Annotated in this window: 20 protein-coding genes and 4 pseudogenes; 12 read left to right on the top strand and 12 right to left on the bottom strand. The window is 68.0% G+C overall.

The window, feature by feature from the left end; translation table 11 throughout:
* The first annotated feature begins 23 nt into the window (after positions 1-23).
* The 5 genes and pseudogenes from OHA03_RS34595 to OHA03_RS34575 form a co-directional block, all read left to right on the top strand.
* Positions 24-1145, top strand: coding sequence for an IS630 family transposase (locus OHA03_RS34595; protein WP_267007604.1), 1122 nt, complete (start codon positions 24-26; stop codon positions 1143-1145).
* Positions 1146-1329: 184 nt separating this feature from the next.
* A complete protein-coding gene (locus tag OHA03_RS34590; RefSeq protein WP_267007603.1) occupies positions 1330-1872 on the top strand; it encodes a hypothetical protein in 543 nt (180 codons plus the stop codon).
* 70 nt (positions 1873-1942) lie between these two features.
* The gene (locus OHA03_RS34585) at positions 1943-3478 is read left to right on the top strand and encodes an ISKra4 family transposase (RefSeq protein WP_267007602.1); all 1536 of its coding nucleotides are present in this window, start codon (positions 1943-1945) and stop codon (positions 3476-3478) included.
* Positions 3479-3590: 112 nt separating this feature from the next.
* Positions 3591-4124 (top strand): CbrC family protein, encoded by a 534-nt coding sequence (locus tag OHA03_RS34580; RefSeq protein ID WP_267007601.1) that lies wholly within the window; start codon positions 3591-3593, stop codon positions 4122-4124.
* Positions 4125-4173: 49 nt separating this feature from the next.
* Positions 4174-4371: pseudogene (locus OHA03_RS34575) on the top strand (transposase); the annotation flags it as partial.
* Positions 4372-4434: 63 nt separating this feature from the next.
* On the opposite strand, the gene OHA03_RS34570 reads toward OHA03_RS34575, so the two are convergent.
* The gene (locus OHA03_RS34570) at positions 4435-5175 is read right to left on the bottom strand and encodes a class I SAM-dependent methyltransferase (protein ID WP_267007600.1); all 741 of its coding nucleotides are present in this window, start codon (positions 5173-5175) and stop codon (positions 4435-4437) included.
* A gap of 143 nt (positions 5176-5318) precedes the next feature.
* On the opposite strand from OHA03_RS34570, the pseudogene OHA03_RS34565 reads away from it, so the two are divergent.
* Positions 5319-5823, top strand: a pseudogene (locus tag OHA03_RS34565) (transposase); the annotation flags it as partial.
* Between the two features lie 98 nt (positions 5824-5921).
* On the opposite strand, the gene OHA03_RS34560 reads toward OHA03_RS34565, so the two are convergent.
* A complete protein-coding gene (locus OHA03_RS34560) occupies positions 5922-6062 on the bottom strand; it encodes a hypothetical protein (protein WP_267007599.1) in 141 nt (46 codons plus the stop codon).
* A 770-nt stretch (positions 6063-6832) separates the two neighbouring features.
* On the opposite strand from OHA03_RS34560, the pseudogene OHA03_RS34555 reads away from it, so the two are divergent.
* A pseudogene (locus OHA03_RS34555) lies at positions 6833-7159 on the top strand (IS5/IS1182 family transposase); the annotation flags it as partial.
* Between the two features lie 177 nt (positions 7160-7336).
* On the opposite strand, the gene OHA03_RS34550 reads toward OHA03_RS34555, so the two are convergent.
* The 3 genes from OHA03_RS34550 to OHA03_RS34540 are packed head-to-tail and all read right to left on the bottom strand — an operon-like array spanning position 7337 to position 8450.
* A complete protein-coding gene (locus tag OHA03_RS34550) occupies positions 7337-7723 on the bottom strand; it encodes a fic family toxin-antitoxin system, toxin component (protein WP_267007598.1) in 387 nt (128 codons plus the stop codon).
* The gene (locus OHA03_RS34545; RefSeq protein ID WP_267007597.1) at positions 7720-8013 is read right to left on the bottom strand and encodes a DUF1778 domain-containing protein; all 294 of its coding nucleotides are present in this window, start codon (positions 8011-8013) and stop codon (positions 7720-7722) included. The genes OHA03_RS34550 and OHA03_RS34545 overlap by 4 nt, the downstream gene beginning before the upstream one ends.
* Positions 7992-8450, bottom strand: a complete 459-nt coding sequence (locus OHA03_RS34540) for a hypothetical protein (protein WP_267007596.1) — start codon at positions 8448-8450, stop codon at positions 7992-7994. Before OHA03_RS34540 ends, OHA03_RS34545 begins: the two co-directional genes overlap by 22 nt.
* A 127-nt stretch (positions 8451-8577) precedes the next feature.
* Between OHA03_RS34540 and OHA03_RS34535 the strand changes: the two genes are divergently transcribed.
* Complete coding sequence (locus tag OHA03_RS34535; protein WP_267007595.1) at positions 8578-9429, top strand: IS5 family transposase; 852 nt, start codon at positions 8578-8580, stop codon at positions 9427-9429.
* Between the two features lie 4 nt (positions 9430-9433).
* Here the strand turns inward: OHA03_RS34535 and OHA03_RS34530 are convergent, their stop codons facing one another.
* Positions 9434-10036 (bottom strand): DinB family protein, encoded by a 603-nt coding sequence (locus OHA03_RS34530; RefSeq protein WP_267007594.1) that lies wholly within the window; start codon positions 10034-10036, stop codon positions 9434-9436.
* 766 nt (positions 10037-10802) lie between these two features.
* On the opposite strand from OHA03_RS34530, the gene OHA03_RS34525 reads away from it, so the two are divergent.
* Positions 10803-11636 carry a sulfurtransferase gene (locus tag OHA03_RS34525; protein ID WP_267007593.1) on the top strand — a complete coding sequence of 278 codons (834 nt, stop codon included), beginning with the start codon at positions 10803-10805 and terminating at the stop codon, positions 11634-11636.
* A gap of 43 nt (positions 11637-11679) precedes the next feature.
* The gene (locus OHA03_RS34520) at positions 11680-13326 is read left to right on the top strand and encodes a DUF1416 domain-containing protein (protein WP_267007592.1); all 1647 of its coding nucleotides are present in this window, start codon (positions 11680-11682) and stop codon (positions 13324-13326) included.
* Between the two features lie 168 nt (positions 13327-13494).
* On the opposite strand, the gene OHA03_RS34515 is transcribed toward OHA03_RS34520, so the two are convergent.
* Positions 13495-14214: an IS6 family transposase gene (locus OHA03_RS34515; protein ID WP_267007591.1), complete on the bottom strand. Its 720-nt coding sequence runs from the start codon at positions 14212-14214 to the stop codon at positions 13495-13497.
* 226 nt (positions 14215-14440) lie between these two features.
* On the opposite strand from OHA03_RS34515, the gene OHA03_RS34510 reads away from it, so the two are divergent.
* Positions 14441-15655 carry a transposase gene (locus tag OHA03_RS34510; protein WP_267007590.1) on the top strand — a complete coding sequence of 405 codons (1215 nt, stop codon included), beginning with the start codon at positions 14441-14443 and terminating at the stop codon, positions 15653-15655.
* 60 nt (positions 15656-15715) lie between these two features.
* On the opposite strand, the pseudogene OHA03_RS34505 reads toward OHA03_RS34510, so the two are convergent.
* Together OHA03_RS34505 and OHA03_RS34500 are read right to left on the bottom strand one after the other, a co-directional pair.
* Positions 15716-15895, bottom strand: a pseudogene (locus tag OHA03_RS34505) (hypothetical protein); the annotation flags it as partial.
* Positions 15853-16779, bottom strand: coding sequence for a hypothetical protein (locus OHA03_RS34500; RefSeq protein WP_267007589.1), 927 nt, complete (start codon positions 16777-16779; stop codon positions 15853-15855). The gene OHA03_RS34500 and the pseudogene OHA03_RS34505, both read right to left, overlap by 43 nt.
* A gap of 674 nt (positions 16780-17453) precedes the next feature.
* Here OHA03_RS34500 and OHA03_RS34495 point away from each other — a divergent pair.
* Positions 17454-17630, top strand: coding sequence for a hypothetical protein (locus OHA03_RS34495; RefSeq protein ID WP_267007588.1), 177 nt, complete (start codon positions 17454-17456; stop codon positions 17628-17630).
* Positions 17631-17761: 131 nt separating this feature from the next.
* Here OHA03_RS34495 and OHA03_RS34490 read toward each other — a convergent pair whose 3' ends face one another.
* From OHA03_RS34490 to OHA03_RS34480, 3 genes are all read right to left on the bottom strand, one after another.
* Positions 17762-19843 (bottom strand): NPCBM/NEW2 domain-containing protein, encoded by a 2082-nt coding sequence (locus tag OHA03_RS34490; protein WP_267007587.1) that lies wholly within the window; start codon positions 19841-19843, stop codon positions 17762-17764.
* Positions 19844-19983: 140 nt separating this feature from the next.
* Positions 19984-20361 (bottom strand): replication-relaxation family protein, encoded by a 378-nt coding sequence (locus OHA03_RS34485; protein ID WP_267007586.1) that lies wholly within the window; start codon positions 20359-20361, stop codon positions 19984-19986.
* A 143-nt stretch (positions 20362-20504) separates the two neighbouring features.
* Complete coding sequence (locus OHA03_RS34480; protein WP_267007585.1) at positions 20505-21551, bottom strand: PIN domain-containing protein; 1047 nt, start codon at positions 21549-21551, stop codon at positions 20505-20507.
* Positions 21552-21685: the final 134 nt, after the last annotated feature.

Raw genomic sequence — 21685 nt, 5'->3', positions numbered from 1 at the left:
AGTAGTTGATCGTTAGTAGTTGCGTGACTTCTGCTGTTGGTGCGTCAGTTCCTCGTCGGGGCCCAAAGCTTCAACCGTTGCTGCTGTCTGATGACGAGCGGGCGGTGTTGGAGCGGTGGACGCGTCGGGCGACGTCGGCCCAGGCGCTGGTCTTGCGGGCTCGGATTGTGCTGGCGTGTGCGGGACCGGAGGTGCCGGCGATCATCGCGGTCGCCCGGGATCTGCGGGTGGCTGCGGACACGGTCCGCAAGTGGCGGCGACGCTTCCTCGCCGAGCGGCTGGACGGGCTGGTCGACGAGCCCCGGCCGGGCCGGCCGCCCACCATCAGCGTCGATCAGGTGGAGGCGGTGGTGGTCACCACGCTGGAACAGCTGCCGAAGAACGCCACCCACTGGTCGCGGACGTCGATGGCTCAGCACAGTGGTCTGTCGAAGTCGACCGTGGGCCGGATCTGGCGGCAGTTCCAGCTCAAGCCGCATCTGGCGGACACCTTCAAGCTGTCGACGGACCCGTTGTTCGTGGAGAAGGTCTACGACGTCGTGGGCCTGTACTTCAACCCGCCCGAAGGTGCGGTGGTGCTGTCGGTGGACGAGAAGTCGCAGATCCAGGCTCTGGACCGGTCTCAGCCGGTGCTGCCGATGATGCCGGGTATGCCCGAGCGGCGTACCCACGACTATGTGCGCAACGGCCTGACCACACTGTTTGCCGCGTTCGATGTCGCCACGGGTGAAGTCATCACTGCCCTGCACCGCCGGCACCGGGCCGTGGAGTTCAAGAAGTTCCTGATCCGGATCGACAAGGAGGTGCCCGCTCACTTGCAGGTCCACCTGATCGTGGACAATTACGGCACCCATAAGACTCCAGCGATCAGAGCCTGGCTGGCCAAACACCCGCGGTTCGAGCTGCACTTCACCCCGACCGGCTCCTCGTGGATCAACCAGGTCGAGCGGTGGTTCGGCTACCTGGCCCACCAGATGATCCGTCGTGGCGCACACAAGAACATCCAGGCCCTGGAAGCCGATATCCGGGCATGGGTCAAGGACTGGAACGAAGACCCCAAGCCGTTCATCTGGACCAAGACCGCCGAAGAGATCCTCGACTCCCTCGCCCGCTTCTGCCGACGGATCTCTGGCGCAGGACACTAGGGCCTGTCCGGCGGATCTTGTCTGTGTGGGGGTCGTGTCGTTGGCACGGTCATGGGACGGGAAGATCTCACGAATGAGGAGGGGTGCAGTTCCTTTGAAGTGAAGTGCTGAGCTGGGAGAACGCTGATCGGGGCTGTGTTCGGGGCTTCTCGTCTCTACCGTGGTGGTGGAGGAGGGGTAGCGAATGGGCTCGCTGTTCGAGGAGTTGGAAGCCCGTGAGGCAGCCGCCCGGGTTCGGGTGGGAGAGCTGGAGGCCGAGGTCGCTGAGCTATCTGGGAGGCTGGAGCTGGCCCGGGAGGGGTTGGAGCGTCTGCGGATCGCGCGGGAGACGGTCGCCGAAGTGCTGGCGGAGATGAATCCGGAGGTGCCCGTGGTGGCGGTCGATGCCGGGCAGTCGCCTGCGGGTGAGCCGGTGGCGTCGGCGTATGCGGGGGCCGAGCGACAGGTCATCGGGGTGCTGACCGTGCCGAACTGGCAGCCCGGGATGATGTCGGATGTTCTGCCGTCGGTGTACCGCGACATCGTGGAGGTGGTGGCGGATGCACCGGGGCCGGTCCGTGCCAAGCAGATCGTGCCGAGGATCGGGCTGCCGGCCGAGACGGGGAAGATCGAGGGCACTCGGTCGAAGCTGAAGCGGCTGGTGGAGCGGGGCTGGCTGGACGAGGATGCCCCCGGTATGTTCACCCCGGCCCGCCGCCGGGCGGCTGCTGCATCCAACTCCCCCTGACAGCAGGGCTCTTCCGCCTACATTCGAAGGTGCGACCCTTATCGGATGCAGGACGGGAAGAGCCCTGGGGATGAAACCGTACGACACTCATGCCACCGCTGACCCCTTTGCCCGCTCGGTCAGTGCCTTCGAGACGCTGATGTGCACCCTGTCGGGCACAGATGCGAGCGCGTGGACCCACGCCGAGCTGGAAGAACACCTCGACGCGGCCGGGCGGGAGCTGTTACGGCAGCTGCTGCAGGACCATCTGGACCTCCGTGCGATGCGCGAAGAGGAACAGGTCCGCGCCGGTAGCAGGCCTCTCGTGGTGGGGCCGGAGGGACGAGCCCGGCCCTGGCGGGAGACGGGACACACGCGTTGGCTGGCCAGCATGTTCGGGCTGGTCCGCGTTGCCCGGGTCGCCCACCGGGGCCCAGGCGTCGGCAACGTGCACCCCGCCGACGCCGCGCTGTCGCTGCCGGCGGGCCGCCACTCGATGGGCCTGCGCAGGCTCGCGGTCACCGAAGCCGTGCGCGGCTCGTTCGACCAGGCTCAGCAGGCGGTCGAACGTCGCTGCGGGAAGGTGCTGGGCAAAAGGCGGCTCGAAGAGCTGGCGGTCGCAGCCGCGGTCGACGTCGGCGACTTCTACCAGGCCCGGATCCCCGTTCCGTGCAGCCGGCGGATGCCGCTGGTGGTCCAGGTGGACGGCAAGGGCGTGGTCATGCGGCCCGAGGCCCTGCGGGAGGCCACCCGCCGGGCCGCCGCGAAGGCTGCAGTCGGTGGCCATCGCGGCCGGCTTGCGCCGGGCGAGAAGCCGAACCGGAAGCGGATGGCGACCGTGGCCTGTGTCTTCGACACCCGCCCGGCCCCCAGGCGCCCCCACGACGTGATCCACCCGCCCGGCGGCCGAAGCGGCGAACGCCCCGCTCGCCCGGGTCCGAGAGCCGAGAATAAATGGTGCACCGCCTCCCTGGTCCGCCCGCCCAAGCAGGTCATCGCCGACGCATTCGACCAGGCCCAGGCCCGCGACCCGAAGCATCTGCGGCCGTGGATCGTCCTCGTCGACGGCGCCCGTCACCAGCTCGACCTGATCACCGCCGAGGCCGGCCGACGCGGCGTCACTCTGCACGTGCTGCTGGACTTCGTGCACGTCGCCGAGTACGTCTGGGCTGCCGCCCACACCTTCCACAAGCCCGGCACCACCGAGGCCGAAGCCTGGGCGGCCGACCACCTGACCGCGATCCTCGCCAGCCACGCCTCCCGCACCGCCGACCAGATGACCGCCCAAGCCGACCGGGAACACCTGCCGGCCACCCGCCGCGAGACCGTCGACGCCTGCCACCGCTACCTGACCGGCCACCTCGACCAGCTCCGCTACGACACCGCGCTCGACAGCGGGTGGCCGATCGCCACCGGCGCGGTCGAAGGCACCTGCCGTCACCTGATCGCTGATCGCCTCGACATCACCGGCGCCCGCTGGGGCCTTCACGGAGCCGAAGCCGTACTGCGGCTCCGCACGGTCGTCGCCAACGGCGACCTCGACTCCTACTGGCACTTCCACACCGCCCGCGAGCACGAGCGCCTCTACCCCACCCCCGACCAGCAGGACTTCAACCTCACCGCTTGATCACGGGCCTGCTTGCGGACAGACTGCGACCCATGAGGTTCACAGGCATGCCCGCCGACACACAGGCCACCGGCGTCGAGGCGGACCTCTCCATGCAACGGCAGGCTCACCAGTGAGTACCAACCTGCCCCACTTCCGCTACCACCCCGACCCCGTCGCAAGCGGGTCCGTCCGCGAGAGTGCCGAGACCTGCGCCTGCTGCAACCGCAGTACGGGGTGGATCTACACCGCTACCTTCTACACGGCCCAGGACGTCAGCGGGAGATTCTGCCCCTGGTGCATCGCCGATGGCAGGGCCGCTGAACGATTCGAAGGTGAATTCACCGACGCATACGGGCTCGACGGCGTCAGCGAGGAGACCCTGGTGCAGGTCACCCGCCGCACCCCTGGCTTCCGCACCTGGCAGGATCCGCACTGGCTTGTCCACTGCAACGACGCGGCCGCCTTCATCGGCGAGGTCGGATACACCGAACTGGCAGCCCACCCCGAGGCACTCGACCAGCTTCGACTCGACCTTCGGATGGATGGCTGGCACGACGCGTCCCAGCTCGAGAACTTCCTGACCCACCTCGGCCAGGGGGCAAGCGCCATGCTCTTCCGCTGCACCCACTGCGGCACCCATCTCGCCTACGCCGACGCTTCATAGCCACGGCCCAGCTCAGCACGCCCCCCTTCCCTTCAAAGGATCCGCACCCAATGAGGAGTGGGTCCGGCTGAAGCCGCACCTGCCGAAGTCAGGGCTGTGGGGCGGCCGTTGGGCCAGTCATCGCAGGATCATCAACGGGATCCTGTACCGGCAGCGCACGGGTGTGCCCTGGCGGGATCTGCCTGCGCGTTTCGGTCCGTGGAAGACCGTGTATGAGCGGCACCAGCGCTGGTCGGCGGATGGCACGTAGGACAGGACCTTCTAGAGCCAACCGGGAAGGGGATACCTTCACGTCTCGGTGCGGCGGTGCTTACGGTTTGTGGGTTACCCAGAGCATTTCTGCCGGCCAGCGGTATGCCCAGTCAGGCGGGTCGGTTTGGTTGTAGCCGTTGGCTGTTCCGGGTTCGGGCCGCGGCTCGATGAGGTCGTCGATGACGAGACCTGCGCCACGCAGGACCTTGATCCAGTCGCCGTAGGTGAGCTGATAGCTGACCGCGCCCTGGTCTTCGGCGATGGTGTCCAGCCCGAAGTAGTCCTGGTGCAGCGTCGTGGTTACGCGGCTGGCGGCTTCGTCGTAGCAGGCTTCGAACCATGGGCTGGCGACGTTGAACACCAGGCGCCCACCGCGGCGCAGGATGCGTGCGGCCTGCGGGACGGCCAGGTGCGGGGGCGCCCAGCTAAGCCCGCCGTAGTCACAGAACACCAGGTCGAAGCTGTCGGCGGCGAACGGGAGGTGTTCGGCGGCGCCTTGCACCAGCGGGTAGCGGGCCGATCCCATCGCGCGAGCTGCCGCGGCGAGCTGGGCTTCGGACAGGTCGAGCCCGACCACGGTGGCGCCCTCAGCGGCGAGCGCCCTGGACCACTGGCCGGCGCCGCAGCCGAGTTCGAGGACGCGCTTGCCGGTGACGTCGCCCAGGGCGTGCAGGTGCGCGTCGGGGATGGCGTACGTGCCCCACAGCCGGGGCGTTGCGCCGATCTGCGGGTCATGCTCGTGCTGGTAGGCGCTGCTGATCTGATTCCAGAACCGCCGGTTGGCAGAAATGCTGTCCACGCGCCGACTCAAGCACTGCCTGCCGGGGGCGGTCAACACGATTGTGCTGCGACCGGGAAGGTTCACCGGTTCACGGGTGTCCTGTCTGGCTGCCGATGCGATCGGGTGGGATCGATCGACCCGATCCAGCGTCAGGAGACGTGGTGACACCACGGGTTCAAGTCCGCAGGATCGCCGACTACGAGGGGCAGAAGCTGCAGCAGATCGTCCGGCGGGGCAGCACGAACAGCGTGCGCTACCGGCGGGCGATGATCCTGCTGGCCTCTGCGGGCGGCAACACCGTCCCGGTCATCGCCCGTCTCGTGGCCGCCGACGAGGACACCGTCCGCGATGTTATCCACCGCTTCGAACGAGATCGGCCTGGCCTGCCTGGACCCTCGGTGGGCGGGAGGCCATCCCCGCCTACTCAGCGATGACGACGAAGCTTTCGTCATCCAGACGGCCACCACCCGCCCGGTCAAGCTCGGCCAGCCGTTCACCCGCTGGTCGATCCGCAAGCTCACCGCCTACCTGCGCAAAGTCCACGGACGCGTGATCCGCATCGGCCGCGAGGCCCTGCGGATGCTACTCAAGCGGCATGGCATCACCTTCCAGCGCACCAAGACCTGGAAGGAGTCCACCGACCCTGACTTCGACGCCAAGCTCGAGAGCGCACCGGGCCACCCGTCCCAACCGGCAACCCGGCGAACCTAATCCGTAGTTAGCGGCGATCTCCAAGGCCGGATGGCCCTAAGGGATCGTTCGAGTCAGCGTGGCGGTCTCGTGGGCACCGGACGGACGCCTTCGGCGAACACGGCGTCGATGCCTCCGCATAGAGCGGTGACGTCCGGTGCCTTCGTGGCCGCCACCGCGGCTCGCTCGGTGGCGGCCACGCGAACGTCGAACATATGCCTTCCAAGGGCCTGGCTCCGATGCCTCTTTACAGAGCGGCGGCGTTCGGTGTCTTCGTGACCGCCACCATCGTCAACACCGTGCGCTTGATCACTCGTTGGTGTTGGTGGTGCGAGCCCGCGCCGCGGTGACTTCTTCGATGTCGCGAGCTGTCCGAGCTCCCGAGATAGACCGAGGCCCGTGGGGTGAGCTGGTGCCACGAACGGCTACTGAGGTGGCGGACCGGCCTTCGCGCCGAGTCCTGGGATTAGGTCGCTGCGTGGCCCGCATGCGCTCGTGACCAGCGCAAACACCCGCACCCTGCGGAGGGAAAAACTTGATCTACTGCGGCATCGACTGGGCCGAGAGGACGCACGACGTCGCCTTGGTCGACGACACCGGCCGGCTCCTGGCCAAGCGGCACATCACCGACGACGCGGCCGGCTATCTCGTGGGCCAGGGCGTCGTCGGCGGCCCGGCGGGCGGCGCGGGCCTGCTCGCCGGCCATCCAGGCGCAGAAAGAGGACCGGGCCACCTTCAGCAGCCGGCACAACAGAGCGACTCCGTGGGTGGTCTTCTCCGCCTCGATGAACGCGTACACCTCGCTCATCGATCGCTCTCCTTCGCGAAGAAGACCGCCGCTTTTCGCAGTACCTCGATCGTCTCGGCCTGCTCACGGTTCTGGCGCCGCAGCCGACGCAGCTCTTCGCGTTCGGCCGTCGTCAGCTCGCCCGGCGCCTCCCGTCCGCGGTCGATCGTGTCCTGCTTGACCCAGTTGGCCGGTGCGATGCCGGAGGCCGTCAACGTTAACCTCGACCGCGGGTACGACAGCACCAAGTCACGTGTGTTGATCGGCGAGTTGGGATTCTCGGCCGAGATCGCCCGCAAGGGCGTGCCCGCCCCGATCCAGGCCGGCAAGCGCTGGGTGGTGGAGCGCACGCACTCGTGGATGAACGACTACGGCAAGCTGCGGCGCTGCACCGAGAGGAGCGGCGATGTCGTGGACTTCTACCTCTACCTCGCCGCCGCACTCGTCACGCTCCGCATGCTCATTCGACGCTCGACGAGCCGCTACCGCTGGGACGGCCGCCCCACCACCCGACGCCTCAAGTGATCCATTTGCCGGTGGGTCTTATAGCGGCGGCCGCCGTTCCATTCGGGTCAGCCAACGGCCGCGCCGCACGCGGCAACAGTGGGAGCCGGTCAGTGTGGAAGGTGGAGCCCGCCCGGGAGCCCTTCGCACGTCGACCAGGCGGGCCGTGCCCCGCTGCCCAGACTTCTACCCGAGGAGTCAGGTGACAGTCCAGCCGTGCAGCTGGCGGGCAATCCGGGCGACACCGAGCGTCCCTGAGGCGGCGTCCCGAACGAGTGCGAGGGCTGCTTTGGGCGGGTAGTCGAGCCGGTGTCCGTTGAGGGCGAGGTAGGCCTCGGCGGAGTGCCAGGCGAAGGCTTCGTTGGAATGCTCGAGGCAGGGCAGCTTTGCCAGGGTCTGGAGGAGGGCTGCTGCTTTGAGGTGCAGGGAGCCGTAGATGTCACGGTCCATGGCTTGGGCGTTGACGCGCGCGACCGCTGCGTAGAGGGGGCCGTAGTCGTCGACCTGGGGGTCGCCGTCGAGGATCTCGGCGGCGTGCAGCAGGTAGGTGACGTCGAGCGGGTGGATCGGTTCCGGCTGGGTCACGCGGCGTGGCCCTGCCCCTGCTGCTCGAACTCGCGCGCCTGCTGCTCAGCGGCACGCTGCTCCGCGGTGGCGTCGATGCTGCTGGGCTCGGCGGCGAACGCGGCGCCGCTGCGAGCCATCGATTCCTTGAAACTGTCCAGGAACCTGTCCTCGATGGCGGTGGCGCGGGCGTAGGCGGCGGACAGGATGTACTCCTGCATGCTGACCCCTTCCTGCTTTGCGGCGGCCGCGATGGCGGCCCGCTGCTCGGGATCGGGGAAGCGTAGGTTCATGGCCCTGGGTTCCGGCATGGTACCAGTGGTACCAACTGATGCCCAGACCTCCGCCACCTGCTGCCCCGGGAGCCGTGAAACTCGGCCGCTTGGAGAAGCTCGGCTTGACCAGTCGCAACGGACGGCACTCGCGCTCCTGCCGACTCACCGATAGCGAACAGGTAGCGGTACCAACGCAGCAGTTCAAGGCGTTCCTCGTTGCTCCAGTAGGCCAGCCCGGTTCCCCCCTCTTCCATGACCGTGTTGGTGGGGTCGCTGGAGTGTGGGCCGCAGTCGCCCGGTTCAGGATGCTTGTAGGCGGCCTGGAACTTCTGCAGCATGGCGTAGTCGAGGTCAAGCCGCGCGGCGTAGAAGATCCCGAACGTGCGCAGGTGCTGCAGGATCGTGCGAATCTCCTTGGACTCGAGATCGTCGCGGATGTCGCTGGCCTCGTCGTAGCCTTTGAGCCCTTCCAACGGCTCTAGCCCGCTTTCCTTTAGAGCGTCCGCCAGTAGGTCATGGATGTGGTGAAGTTGGCGGCACGGTGGGCACGAATTTGATGATCATGGAGTTTTCTACGCTCTGTGACCATCGGGAGAGTTCGTGTCAGTTGTGCCTGCGTCCATCATCACTCCGATCCGTGAGGAGTTCCTCCGTCTGCTGCCCGCCCGGCCGGTCACGCACCCGCTGGGCTGCCACAATCCGCGGATCGAGGACGCGGTGGTCTTCGACCGGCTCGTTCTGGCATTGGTGTCGGGGATGGGCTATGAGCGGGTCGCAGACGGGGCGTGTTCGGCCACGACGATCCGGCGCCGACGGGACGAGTGGATTACTGCCGGTGTCGCCGGCCACCTGGTCCTCGCGGTGCTGCGGGCCTACGACCAGATGGTGGGCCTTGAGCTTGAGGACCTGGCCGCGGACGGCTGTATCACCAAGGCACCCGCGGGCGGCGAATGCGTCGGCCGGTCCCCGGTGGACCGGGGCAAGCAGGGCCTCAAGAGATCCCAGCTCACCGACAGCTACGGCATACCCGTGGTCACGGTGCCCGCCGGAGCGAACATCCGTGACCACACGCTGCTGCCCCAAACCCTCGACGCCTTCGCCGAGCTGACCGAGCAGCTCGGACATGTCCCGCAGCACCCGGCCTTGAGCCTGGACGCCGGCTACGACTACCAGCCCGTCTACTGCAACCTGGCCGAGCGTGACATCACACCCCGGATCTCGAAGCGAGGCACGAAAACCCCGATCCAGACCGACGGCCGCTGGGTCGTAGAGCGCACAAACTCGTGGATGAACAACTTCGGCAGACTCCGCCGCAACACCGAACGCCGCCGCGCCTGCACCGAGTTCTTCCTTCAGCTGGCTACCGCCATCATCACCGTCCGCAGCCTCATCCGCAGGGCCTGGTACACCCACCGCTGGGACTCCCGGCCCGCCAGCCCGCGCATCCGCTAGGCGGCTACGGCGAAGTCAAGTGCTGGTCCTTCTCGGCGGCAGCTTTGGCAGCTCGCTCGATCGTCGCTCCGTGGGCATCCCACAAGGCTGCGTCGCGCTGATCAGTCGCGTATTCGGCTGTTGTCCCAGTCGAGCCGTCGAGTTGTTCGCGCAGGATGTCGGCGTGTCCGGCGTGCCGGCTGGTCTCGGTGAGCACGTGGACCAGGATGTTGAACAGCTTCACGTTGGGGCGTGGCCACCAGGGCACGTGGCCGGGGGAGTCGATGGTGAGGGTGGTGATCGTCGCATCTGAGTGTTCCCATACGCGACGGTAGCGGTCGGTGATTTCCTCGCGCGTCTCGTGCTCGGTCGCCCACAGGTCGGCGCCGCGCTCGGCGGTGTCGTCCCACCGGGGCAGAAGTTCGGGGAACGGTCGGCCGAAGACCTCGCCGAAGTACCTAGCCTCCCAAAGCGATAGGTGCTTGACCAGGCCAAGAAGGTTGGTACCTGTCGAGGTCAGCGGGCGACGGATGTCGTACTCACAGAGCCCGTCGAGCTTCCAGAGCATCGCCTTGCGAATCTCTCGCAGGTCGCTGTGCAGGTAGTCCTTCGCAAAGTCATCAATCATGGGGCACGAGCCTGTCATGCGCTGCTGACGGGCTCAACCTGTGACCAGCACTCGTCGGCGAACTTCACCGAAGCCGCTTAGCCACAACTCACGCCTACTGGCGGACGCTCTTAGTCGGCTGCAGGCGTCGCGTAGCCAAGCCGGTCCCGCTCCGGCCCTGCCGTAGTCGAGGTCCAGCAGGGTGGCATGTGGGATGTCCAGGTCGTTTACGGCGCCGCGCTGTCGGCCGTCCTCGCCGCCGTCCTCATCGCCGCCACCCGGGCAGCCGCGCCGTCGCCGCGACCGGTGCGCTCGCCGCGGCCCTCGGGCCCGTGGCCTGGAACGCGATCCTGCGAGCCGCTCACGGAGAGCAGTTCTTCACCTACGCACCCGTGATCGTCTTCCCCGCCAGCTGGCAGGACACCGGCTCCGGCGTCTTCACCCTCGCCGCCGCGGCCCGGCCGCTACGAACTGGTGAGCAACGAATCCAGCCACTACGCCGCCGGCATATACGCCGAGCTCGATGTGACCGGCCGGTAGAGGCCACCGCCCGCGGGATCCGGGGCCGCCCGCTACGGCGCACGCCAGATGCCAAAGCGGCGCTGAGGGGCTTGGAGCGAGCCTCCAGCCGTCGTCAGCACCAGCGACGTCTTCCAGCGGCCCTGCGACCGGCGCGCTCCAGCTTTGGAGCGGGGTCCTGTAGTTGCCAGGCGGATCCTGATGTTGACACCTTCCGAGGCAGGGGTTGTGCTGGAAGAGGGGTATACCCCGAGTGAAAGGCATGCCCATGAGCCGTGACCAATCCCTGGTCGACGCCGACTGGGTGCAGCAGCACGTGGACGACGCGAGCATGGTGATCGCCGAGGTCGACGAGGATGTGAGCGCCTACGACACCGGTCACATCCCGGGCACGGTGAAGCTGGACTGGAAGAACGATCTGCAGGATCCGGTCCGCCGCGATTTCGTGGACCAGAAGCGCTTTGAGGAGCTGATGTCAGAGCGCGGCGTCACGCCCGACCACACCGTTGTCCTGTACAGCGGCAACAACAACTGGTTCGCCGCTTATGCCTACTGGTACTTCAAGGTCTACGGGCACGAGCGCGTGCGCCTGCTCGACGGCGGTCGCAAAATCTGGGAACTGCAGTCGCGGCCGCTCACCGACGAGGTGCCGCAGCGACCGAGGACCGGCTACACCGCCAAGGAGCCGGACTACTCGATCCGGGCTTTCCGTGACGAGGTGCTGGCCTCGATCGGGCAGCAGAACCAGAACCTGATCGACGTCCGCTCCCCCCAGGAGTTCTCAGGTGAGCTGCTGGCCCCCGCCCATTTGCCGCAGGAGCAGGCGCAGCGCGGTGGTCACATCCCCGGTGCCAGAAACGTCCCCTGGTCCAAGGCGGCCAACGACGACGGCACCTTCAAGACAGACGAGGAACTCCGGGCGCTCTACCTCGACGCAGGCGTCGACTTCGACCGCGACACCATCGCCTACTGCCGGATCGGCGAGCGCAGCGCCCACACCTGGTTCGTCTTCCACGAACTGCTCGACCACCCCAACGTGAAGAACTACGACGGCTCGTGGACCGAGTACGGCTCGATGGTCGGCGTTCCGATCGAGAAGTGACCCCGCCGGAAGCATAGGCGGGGCTGCGCGAGATGGATCAGAGATGACCGCGACACCCGTGGATCCCAAACCCACCACCCGAACCGTCGTGACCGGCCGCGTCCAGGTCGCCGACGGGCCGGCCGCGGGCGTCTGGGTCCGGCTGCTCGATCCGGCAGGGGAGTTCGTCGGTGAGGTAGTCACCTCCGCGATTGGGGAATTCCGCTTCTACGTGCCCCCGGGGCACTGGGTTTTGCAGGCGCTCTCGCCGCGTGGTGTCACGGAGATGCCGGACGAGGCGGAGCCGGGCCGGGCCACCCAGGCCGAGCTGCGGCTCTCCGAGCGGCTGCCCGATAGCGTGGAGATCATCCAGATCTCCACGCTCAGCCTCGGGAACCGCAGCTACCTGATCACGGACGGGTCGGTCGCGGTCGCCGTGGACCCGCAACGTGACCTGGAGCGCGTCACCAGTGTGCTCGAGGACCGCGGCCTGCGGCTCGACACGGTCGTGGAGACCCACCTGCACAACGACTATGTGACAGGCGGTCTGGAGCTCGCCCGCCGCTGCCAGGCGGCGTACGCGGTGCCAGCCGGGCCGCGCCTTGGCTTCGACGCCGTCCGGATCGGCGACGGCAACCAACTGACGGCCGGGAAGCTGCGGATCCAGGTGATCGCCACACCCGGGCACACCGACCACCATCTCGCCTACGCCTTCGCGCCCGCCGACGGGGCGCCTCGGCTGGTATGCACCGGCGGCTCCCTGTTGTACGGCACCACGGGCCGTACCGACCTCATGGGTGCAGACCTGGCCGAGCCGCTCGCCCACCAGCAGTACCGATCAGTGCGCCACCTGGCCGAGGTACTACCCGACGACACCATCATCCTGCCGACCCACGGCTTCGGCAGCTTCTGCGCCGCGACGACCGTCGGCGCGGTCCAACGCTCCACCATCGGCCGCGAGCGGGCCGTGAACCCTGTCTTCAGCCAAACCGAAGACGCCTTCGTGACCGGGACACTGACGGGTCTGGAGCCCTGCCCCGCGTACTACCGCCGGATGGCGCCGATCAACGCTGCCGGGCCGCCGCCCCGCGCCTCGCTCCCCGGGCCAAGGCTTGCGGATCCGGCCGAACTGGCCGACCGGATCACAGCGGGCGAGTGGGTGGTCGACGTGCGTCCGCGAGCCGACTACGCGCCGGTCCATCTGCCGGGCACGGTCAACTTCGACGCCTCCGGTTCCCTTGCCACCTACCTCGGCTGGCTGGTGCCCTTCGACGCCCCCGTCACCCTGCTGGCCGCCGACCACAACGAGTTGCAGGCAGCCCGCATCGAGCTGCTGCGGATCGGCTTCGACCATCTTGCGGCTGCCGCCGTCGGAAACCCGCTCGAATGGGTCGGCCCACAAGAGCTGGCCTCCTACCCGCGATCCGACTTCGCCACCCTCGCCACTGTCCGGCCCGGGCGACAGGTGGAGGTCCTGGACGTCCGCAGTGACCGCGAGTGGCGCTCCGGCCACCTGCCCGGGGCCCGCCACATCCCGCTGCCCGAACTGCCCAATGCCATCGTGTCCCTGCCGGAGGCCGAGCACTGGGTGCACTGCCGCAGCGGCTTCCGGGCCGCGATCGCCGCCTCGCTGCTCGCCGCCGTCGGACACCAGGTCGTCCTCATTGACGACATCGTCGAGCACGCGCGCCCCGTGGTGCAGGAGGGTTAGCGCACAGAGGTTCGAGACTGAGTCCGGCTGGGGTCGGCAGGCCACTCCGTTGGGCAGCGCCCCATCGGCTGCCCGGGGGCATCGATGCGGCGGGCGCTGTCACATTGTTGGGTGTGTACGTGCCTGACGGGGCGTCGGGGCATGGTGGGCCCCGGTCCGGGCCTGTGTTCAGGCCGTGGTGGGCCGGCCGACAGCGCCGGTGATCTGGTCCCAGATGGCGAAGCGGTGGCGGATTTCGGCTCGGTAGTGGTGTGCGGTCATCAGGTGGCGGCGGGGTCGGAAGTGGGGCGAGATCCCGCTGAACGCGGACAGGAACCGTTGGGCCCCACCTACGGAGCGGAAGCCCTTCATCGCCCGTTCACGCTGCCTGGTTGACTGGTGACTGTTCTCCGCCCGGTTGTTCAGACCCTTGTGCGAGCGGTGCTCCACCGAGGGCATGACCTCACGGTGAGCCGCGCCGTAGGAGCGCAGCTTGTCGGTGACGACCACCCGGGGCACTGTGCGGGTCGTCTTCAGCAGTCTGCGGAAGAACTGCCGGGCCGCGGCGGTGTCCCGGCGGTTCTGCACGAGGATGTCCAGGACATTGCCATCCTGATCCACGGCCCGCCACAGGTACTTCCGCTCGCCGTTGACCTTGATGGAGACCTCGTCCAGATGCCACTTGTCGCCGGGCCGGTGCTGCCGGCGGCGCAGCGCGCTGGCGTAGCCCTGCCCGAACTTGGCACACCAGCGGCGGACCGTTTCATGCGAGACGACGACACCGCGCTCGAGCATCAGCTCCTCCACCTCACGGAAGGACAGCGGAAACCGGAAGTACAGCCACACACAGTGGGAGATCACCTCGACCGGGTACCGATGGCCCTTGTACGACGGCGACACGTCCCCCACGGACAACCCTCTCCAGCGTGATCAACCCGAAGATCATCCCACTCAGCCAGCCAACGTGACAGCGCCGCTTGAACGTCACCATCCCTGATCTTCGCGGGGAATCCCGGCCTTCAGGCCGGGCGGGAATGCGATCCCTGGCCCGGAGGCGCGGAGCGCCGGAGTTCTCTGCGTTGTCAGTGGCGCCAGCTATGTTGACCGGACTGACCCAAAAGGGGGGGTGGGCTGGATGATTCGTGCGTACAAGTTCCTGATGCGGCCCACCACGGGCCAGCAGATCGCGCTTGGCGAGATGCTGCGGGATCACTGCTCGCTCTACAACGAGGCGTTACAGGAACGACGGGATGCCTACCGGCATGTATCGAGGACCACCGTCCGGTACGGGATGCAGTCCGGGCAGTTGAAGGACATTAGGGCGTTCGATCCTGAGCGTCAGGGGCGCTGGTCGTTCTCCTCGCAGCAGGCGACGCTGCGCCGGCTGGACAAAGCGTTCGCCGCGTTCTTCCGCCGGATCAAGTCCGGTCAGACGCCCGGCTGTCCGCGCTTTCGTTCGGTGAGCTGGTTCGACACGGTGGAGTTCCCGAAGGACGGGGACGGCTGCCGGTGGGACTCCACCCCGCACGACCCTGTCACCCGCGTGCGGCTGCAAGGGGTCGGGCATGTCAGGGTTAACCAGCACCGTGCGGTGGTCGGCAGGGTCAAGACCGTCTCGGTCAAGCGTGAGGGCCGCAAGTGGTTCGTCGTGCTGACCGCCGAACAGGAGCAGGCCGAACCGCTCCCGACGACCGGCAGCGTGGTCGGTATCGACCTGGGCATAGCCAACTTCCTTGCCGACTCGGGCGGCGAGTTCGTCTCCAACCCGCGCCACGGCCACCGCGCTGCTGCGAAACTCGAAGCCGCACAGCAGGCCCTGTCCAGGTTCCCGCGCCGCAAGGCCAAGGACCGCACCAGGAACCACCAGCGCGCAGTGGACCAGGTCGCCCGGTTGCACGGCAAGGTCCGTCGCCAGCGGCTCGACCACGCGCACAAGACCGCGCTCGACCTGGTCCGGGCGCACGATGTCATCGCGCACGAAGACCTCGAGATCCGCAACATGAGCAAGGCCCCCGCACCCAAGCCCGACCCCGAGCAGACGGGCGCATTCCTGCCCAATGGGGCAGCGGCGAAGGCTGGACTCAACCGCAGCATTGCCGACGCCGGATGGGGGGTGTTCCTGACGATCCTGTACGCCAAGGCTGAAAGCGCCGGACGGGAAGTGATCGCCGTGGACCCCCGCAACACCTCCCGGACCTGCCCCGAATGCGGGCACGTCTCCAAGGAGAACCGGCCCACACAGGAGACCTTCCTCTGCCAGTCGTGCGGACACACGGCGCACGCCGACACAGTGGGAGCACTCAATGTTCTACGGGCCGGGCTGGTCCGTCGCAACGCCCACACGGCATAGCGAGAAGCCCCGTCCCTTCAGGGCGAATTCCAGGAGTCACGCAACCCAGCACGGGACCACCCGGATGTCCGGGCGCCACGTCGGCCGGTTCAGGGCCGGCCACGGCTCGCCGGGACGCCAGCCGCCGCCGCGCGGCCGCTCGCGGAGCTAGCCGATGCCGCCCTTGACCGTCGCCTTCACCGCAGTCAGCACGATCGCTATCTGCGGGTCGCGATGCCGGTAGCCGTCCATCGCCGCCAGAGCAGTGCGGACGTGAGCAGGTCCTGATACGGCTTGAACTGGAACTGCAGCGGTGGAGCCATGTCGCCGAAGGACTCGCCGAACGCGCTCGGCGATTGTGCCAGTCCCAGCAGCACCCGGTCCGCCGTGTCGTCGCCGGCAAGGTCGGGCGCCAGGGCCGCGCAGCCCCGAACGCCCGCATGCGGATCGGTTAGCCAGGAGCGCGTGTCGCCGCCGAGGTGGCCAATGGCGATCAAAATCGTCGCCAGGTCGTACGAGGAATCGGCGGCCCGGGCCATCGATGTCAACTGCTCAAGCAGCGCCGGACGTTGCGCCGAGGCCGAGGGATGCCGGGCCAGTGACCCGACGGCTGCGGCGGCACACGTCCTGCACCTGGCACGTTCCGACGCGAGGTGTGGCAGTGTTCGCCGCAGGAACGCTGGAACCAGGTCGAAGCAGGCGAGCGCCGCCTGATCGAGGACGAGTTCACCCAGCCCCGTGCCGTCCTGCCACATCCGGGCCCGGCCATCGGCATCGGCCGACAGGTAGTCGTCAGTCCAGGCCCGCAGCTCCGGTGCGCGGTCCTCGACCCGAGCACGGATCTCCACAGCCCGGTCGCCGAGGTCGGCGGCGACGCCGACCGCGTACAGGTAGGCGAGCATCGCGTCCGGCAGTGAGGGATCGTCAGGCCCCAGCAACGGATTGTCCAGGAGCTCGACGACAAGCAGCGCGGTAGGCGCCGTCGCAGGCCAGGCCTTGCCCTCGCGGCGAAGCGTCGACCACAGATGCGAGTACCCGTCGACGAAAGCCTTTGCATCGTCGCCGAGGAGCGCTGCGAGATGCCGCGGCGTATCGCAGGCGGGCCCCACGGCATGGAACAGTCCGGACCAGTCCACGTCATCCATGCGATCAACCACAACGGGGATGGTGCCACAACACTCCGACCGGCTCGCATCGACCAGGGCATGCTCCCGATCGCCGTACGCAAAGCTCGAGTCGGACCGGGTGCCTCCGGGCGAGGGCGCCGTGCTTGCGAAGGCGGACGAAGCGCCCGCACAACAGCGCAATACGGTCGAACGATGCATCAACAAGCCCAAGCAGATGCGCGGCGTGCGCCACCCGCTACGACAAGACCGCCTCCATCTACATCTGACCAGCAAGATGATCCGAAGAAAACGGCCTTAACGTCCGGTCAAGATCATTGGGTAAACAGTCAAGATCGTTTGTCACGGGACAACCAGCTCGCCGTTGTCACCGCCGGTGACCTCGGCAACGACGGACGGCGCAGCGCCCCGCCGGGAGCAAAGGCAGGAACGCTTCGCCCCGCCGCGGAGTGACCCGCAACACCGCTACCACCCCCGGCCGCCGATGACCCGCATCTACTGTCCCGACTCACCAGCAGCCAGCACCAGCTCTCACCAAAGGTCAACCCAACGCAAACCCCGACTTCTTCAGGGGCAAGTAGCTAGAAGACTCATGAAGATCGCCAGCACCTTGAAGTGCAGGGCCCATCCGCGCTGCTCGGCAATGACGAACCGATCGCGGCCCGGAATCATGCAGATCATCGAGGTGACCGGGCATGCCGTCCGATCTGCTGATCACCATGAGGCGGACAGGGACGCCACTTGAATTCGTGATCTTCCCGATGCTGCATGTGGCTTCACCGACGCTCTACTCCCAGGTCCGCATCAGGCTCAGGGAATGCGACCTCATAGTCATCGAGGGCCCCGAACTCGTTGTGCTGCGGCGCGCCTGACGCCGTCCGCTCCCCATGCGGGCCGGCCCAACGTCACAACGCCGTGGCGCGTAACCGCGCCACGGCGTCTCAAAGTCTTGGCGAATCGGCCGCACCGAGGTGAGGTGTCACCTGGGTGCGGCCGAGCCGAATCAGCAGGTGGCGTTCAGACCGGCCCAGTTGGCGCGGTCGTTGTAGCCGCCGTCGCCGCCGTCGCCGACCACCAGGTCGAGCACGCGGACGCCGGTCAGGTCAATGTCGGCCTGGCGGGTGTCGTCGCGGGTCAGCACACCGCTGTCGAACAGCACCCGGCCGTCACCGATCACCTGGAAGGTCGACGTGCCGCCGTCCGGGCCGACGTTGCGCACCGCATCGTCGATGCCGACGGTCGTGGTCAGCCGGCTGCACTTGTCGCCGAGGTAGTAGCGGACCGCGGAGGGTGAGGCGACCCCGATACCGGTCGGGTGGACCTGGCCGAGCATGCTGATCGGCGACGAGCCACCGACGCTCAGGTCGACCGTCGGGCTCATCCACCCGCTGGTAGCGCTGATCCACTTGTGGTGCGACAGTACGACGTCGCCGTCCGGCGCTGCCGGTGCGACGACTACCGCCGTGGCCGTCTCCTGCCGCAGGCGCCCCTTGCCGATCACCTTGTACGACGTCTTGCCGGTCAGCACGGTGCTGCCCGGCGCGGCGGTGGCCGGCAGGGTCACCGTGAAGGCGAAGGTCGCGGAATGGTTGGAGCGCAGCAGCTTCGGCGCTTTGCCGAGCGGACGGGCCGTCCAGCCGGCGGGCACCGTCAGCTCAACCTGCGGCGCGAAGACCGGCTGCGCACCGTCGTTACGGACGGTGACCTCGACCCGGGCCTGGTCGCCGCCGGCGACCAGCGGGGCGGCCCCGGCCGGCACCGCGTCGCCACCGACCTGCGTCACCTGCGGCAGGCCGGCGACGACGTGCGGAATACCGGGCTTGCCCGTGGCCGGGACGACCCGGAACAGGGCCGCGCCGTGGGCCGGGACGGCGGCACTGATGGTGCCGGCGCTCTCGGTGACCTGGTTGGTCCAGGCGTTCTTCAGGGTGAACCGATCCCCGGACAGCCCGACCGACGACGCCTTCGTGGTCAGGGTCGTTGGGCTGTCGCCCCGGTTCAGCAGCATCACGGCACGGTCACCGTTGGCCAGCCGCTTCACCCAGGTCTCCGTCGTACCGGCGGGGCCGACGCGGACGGCCTGGATGCCGGCGGTGTCCTGGTTGATCGCGAGTACATCGGGGTCCGCGAGAATGCCGAGCGAGGTCTGGCTGAGCTTACGGACGTCGCTGCCGATCAGCAGCGGCGCGGCCGCCACCGACCAGAGCGTCATCTGGGTACGGAACTCCTCGTCGGTCATCCCCAGCTCAGGTCCCAGGTAGTCCGGGTCGTTGAAGTGCCCCGGCCCGGCGGCCTCGGGGTGCCGCGCGTTCGCATCGTAGTTCCGCAGCACGTCCTTGAACTTGATCTCGCCGACGAAACCCACATCCGTGTACGTCCGCCAGGACTGCGCGATCGCCGGCGCGTAGGTCCAGGAGTACGTCGACTGCTGCTCCTCCGGGTAGTTGCCCCAGTCCGGGGAGGTCACCGGGTTGCAGAGGTTGAAGATCATGGGGCGCCCGCTGGCGTTGTTCCGCAACGCCTGCGCGAACTCGGTGTAGACGGTCTTCGGGTCGAGGTTCGCGGCGATCCCGCAGAGGTAGTCCACCTTGACCGCGTCGAACTCCCAGGCGGCGAACTGGTCCGCGTCGCGCTGATAGTAGCCGTGGCTGCCGAGTCCGCACTTGCCCGGGATGTACGGGCCGGCGTCGGTGTAGATGCCGGCCTTCAGGCCCTTGGCGTGGATGTAGTCGACCAGCGGCTTCAGCCCGTTCGGAAATTGGTCGGGGTTGGCCACCAAGTCGCCGGCCGAGCTGCGTGGGGTCGGCGCCGCCCAATTGCCGTCGATCCAGACGTACTGGTAGCCGGCGTCGCGCAGACCGCTGCTGACCAGGAAGTCGGCTATTGACTTGACCTCGGCCTCGGTCGGATCGCCACCCAGCGCGTAGTAGGTGTTCCAGCCCATGTACGGCGTCGGGCTCAGCACCTGCTGAGGTGCTGGCGCCGTGACGGCGACAGTGCCGGCCGCTGGCCCGGCGTGGGCGGGTGCTGCCACGACCAGCAAGCCGGTCAGGAGGGCGAGGAGGACGGTGAGATGTCGTTTCACATCGGATCCTTCGATCAGGCGTGCCAACCCGTCCTGGTCGTGAGTCTGAGGTACCGCTCCCTCGTGGAGGGTGCGGCGGTCGGCCTTCGGACCAGTCAATCCCCGCGCGCCTGCGGTCGGTTTCCAGGATCTTGCAGCGGTTACCGGCGCGTGTCAATAATAATTCCTAAATTACGAGTTACTAGTAGAGCTTCGTTAGGTACCCCAACTGCCGTCTGCCGGATACCGTGTGAGCTTGTATCAGGTGTGACCCCTGAGGAGATGTGCGAGGTCCGTCCTCGCTTGAGGCATTCACGGCAGAGATGCTCGGCTCGCTCGCGCGGCGGAGCCTGGGCATGAACAGCAGTGCGGCCCAGCGCTTCGGCCAGAGCCTTCTGCCCCTGCACGGTCAGGTTCCAAATAGGGTGCTTGCCGTCCCGGCCGCTCGTCTCCGCCAGACCCAGCTCCGCCAACCGCTTCATCGCCCTGCGCACGTACGACCGGCTGTCCGCATCCTCTGGCGTGATCACCTGTGCCATCTGCCGGACTGTGTCTATCCGGTACGCACCCCAGCATCCGCAGCACGTCAGCAGCACCACCACAAGCGCCCGTACGGGAGTTGCGGGACGTCCTGGCTGCCTGACCCCACGGGCAGCAGGCCGTACCTGCGGGTGCCATCGCGTTATCCCTGCGCCGGGCGGCCGATGGTGAACAGGTCGCCGGGGGCGCGGACGAACGCGCGGTGGGCGAGCATGTCCCGCTTCAGCCGCTCGGCGGAGACCGTGTGGCCGCGGCGGGCGAGCGCGTCGCACAGCTCGCTGGGGGTCAGGGGCCGGCCGCAGCGCGCGAGGTGCCGGGCGGCCAGCTGCTCGCTGGTGGGGTAGGCCGGGGGCTCCACCACCAGGAGCGAGTCGCTGAGCCTCTGGTGCTCGGTCATCGCGGCGCTGCCCAGCTCCAGCAGTGGCACTGTCGCCTCCCCCACCCGCGACAGGCGCCGCCGCCAGTTGTCGCGGGCCAAGTACCCCCGGCGGTAGCACCACCACAGCAGCCCGGCCACGGCGGCCGTCGTAGGCAGCGGATTGCGCGCGGCGAGGACGACCAGGCGGTGAGCGCCCGCGCCGAACAGCCGGAGTGCCAGGTCGATGAAGACCAGCGCGTTCGCGGCTGTGGCCTCTAGGCCTGCCAAACGCAACAGGCTCTGGGCGACGGGGATCCATTCGATGACGGCGAACCCGAAGCGGGAGAAGACGCTGTCCTGGGTGACGATGACGCATGGCCCCAGGAACTCCGCGAGCGCCATCGTGGGCGCGTCGTCCGGGTCACCCCGGTACTTCAGCGGCATCTCCCGGTCGATGCGCAGGATGTGCCGGGTCTGCGGGGACAGGTGGTCGCGGATCTCCAGGTCGACCACTCGAAGGGCGGGCAGGACCTGCTGGTCGAGCACGCGGCGCGCCTGCCGTTCCGGCACCTCGAAGTGGGCGGCCATCTTGGCCAGGTGTTCGTCGACCTCGCCGGGAACGTGCGCGGCGACGTACGGGGTGGCGCGGCCGGTAGCGGCCAGCGCGGTGACCCGGTCCTGTCGGCCAGCGTGCTTGACCAGAGAGCAGGCTTCGACCAGCAGCGCGTTGGTGTCGAGGACGGGCAGGAGCATCGGCCGGTCCAACACCATGGGGTTGATCGCTGATCCGGAGGGGACCAGCAGCAGCGGTGCCGAAGCGTCATGGATCAAGTGTGACCGCCGCCACTGACATCCGTACAAGATTTTCGGGCCCGGCACCAGCCTGTGAGGCCCGCGCAGACGCAGACCTGTGCGGGTTCTGGGCCCGCTGTTGGGTCTCGCGCTCATGGCCGGGGCTGCCCCCG

This window comes from Streptomyces sp. NBC_00154 (assembly GCF_026342835.1).
Lineage (GTDB): Bacteria > Actinomycetota > Actinomycetes > Streptomycetales > Streptomycetaceae > Streptomyces.
The sequence above is the reverse complement of the archived record's forward strand: the minus strand, read 5'-3'. Positions and strand labels throughout refer to the sequence as shown.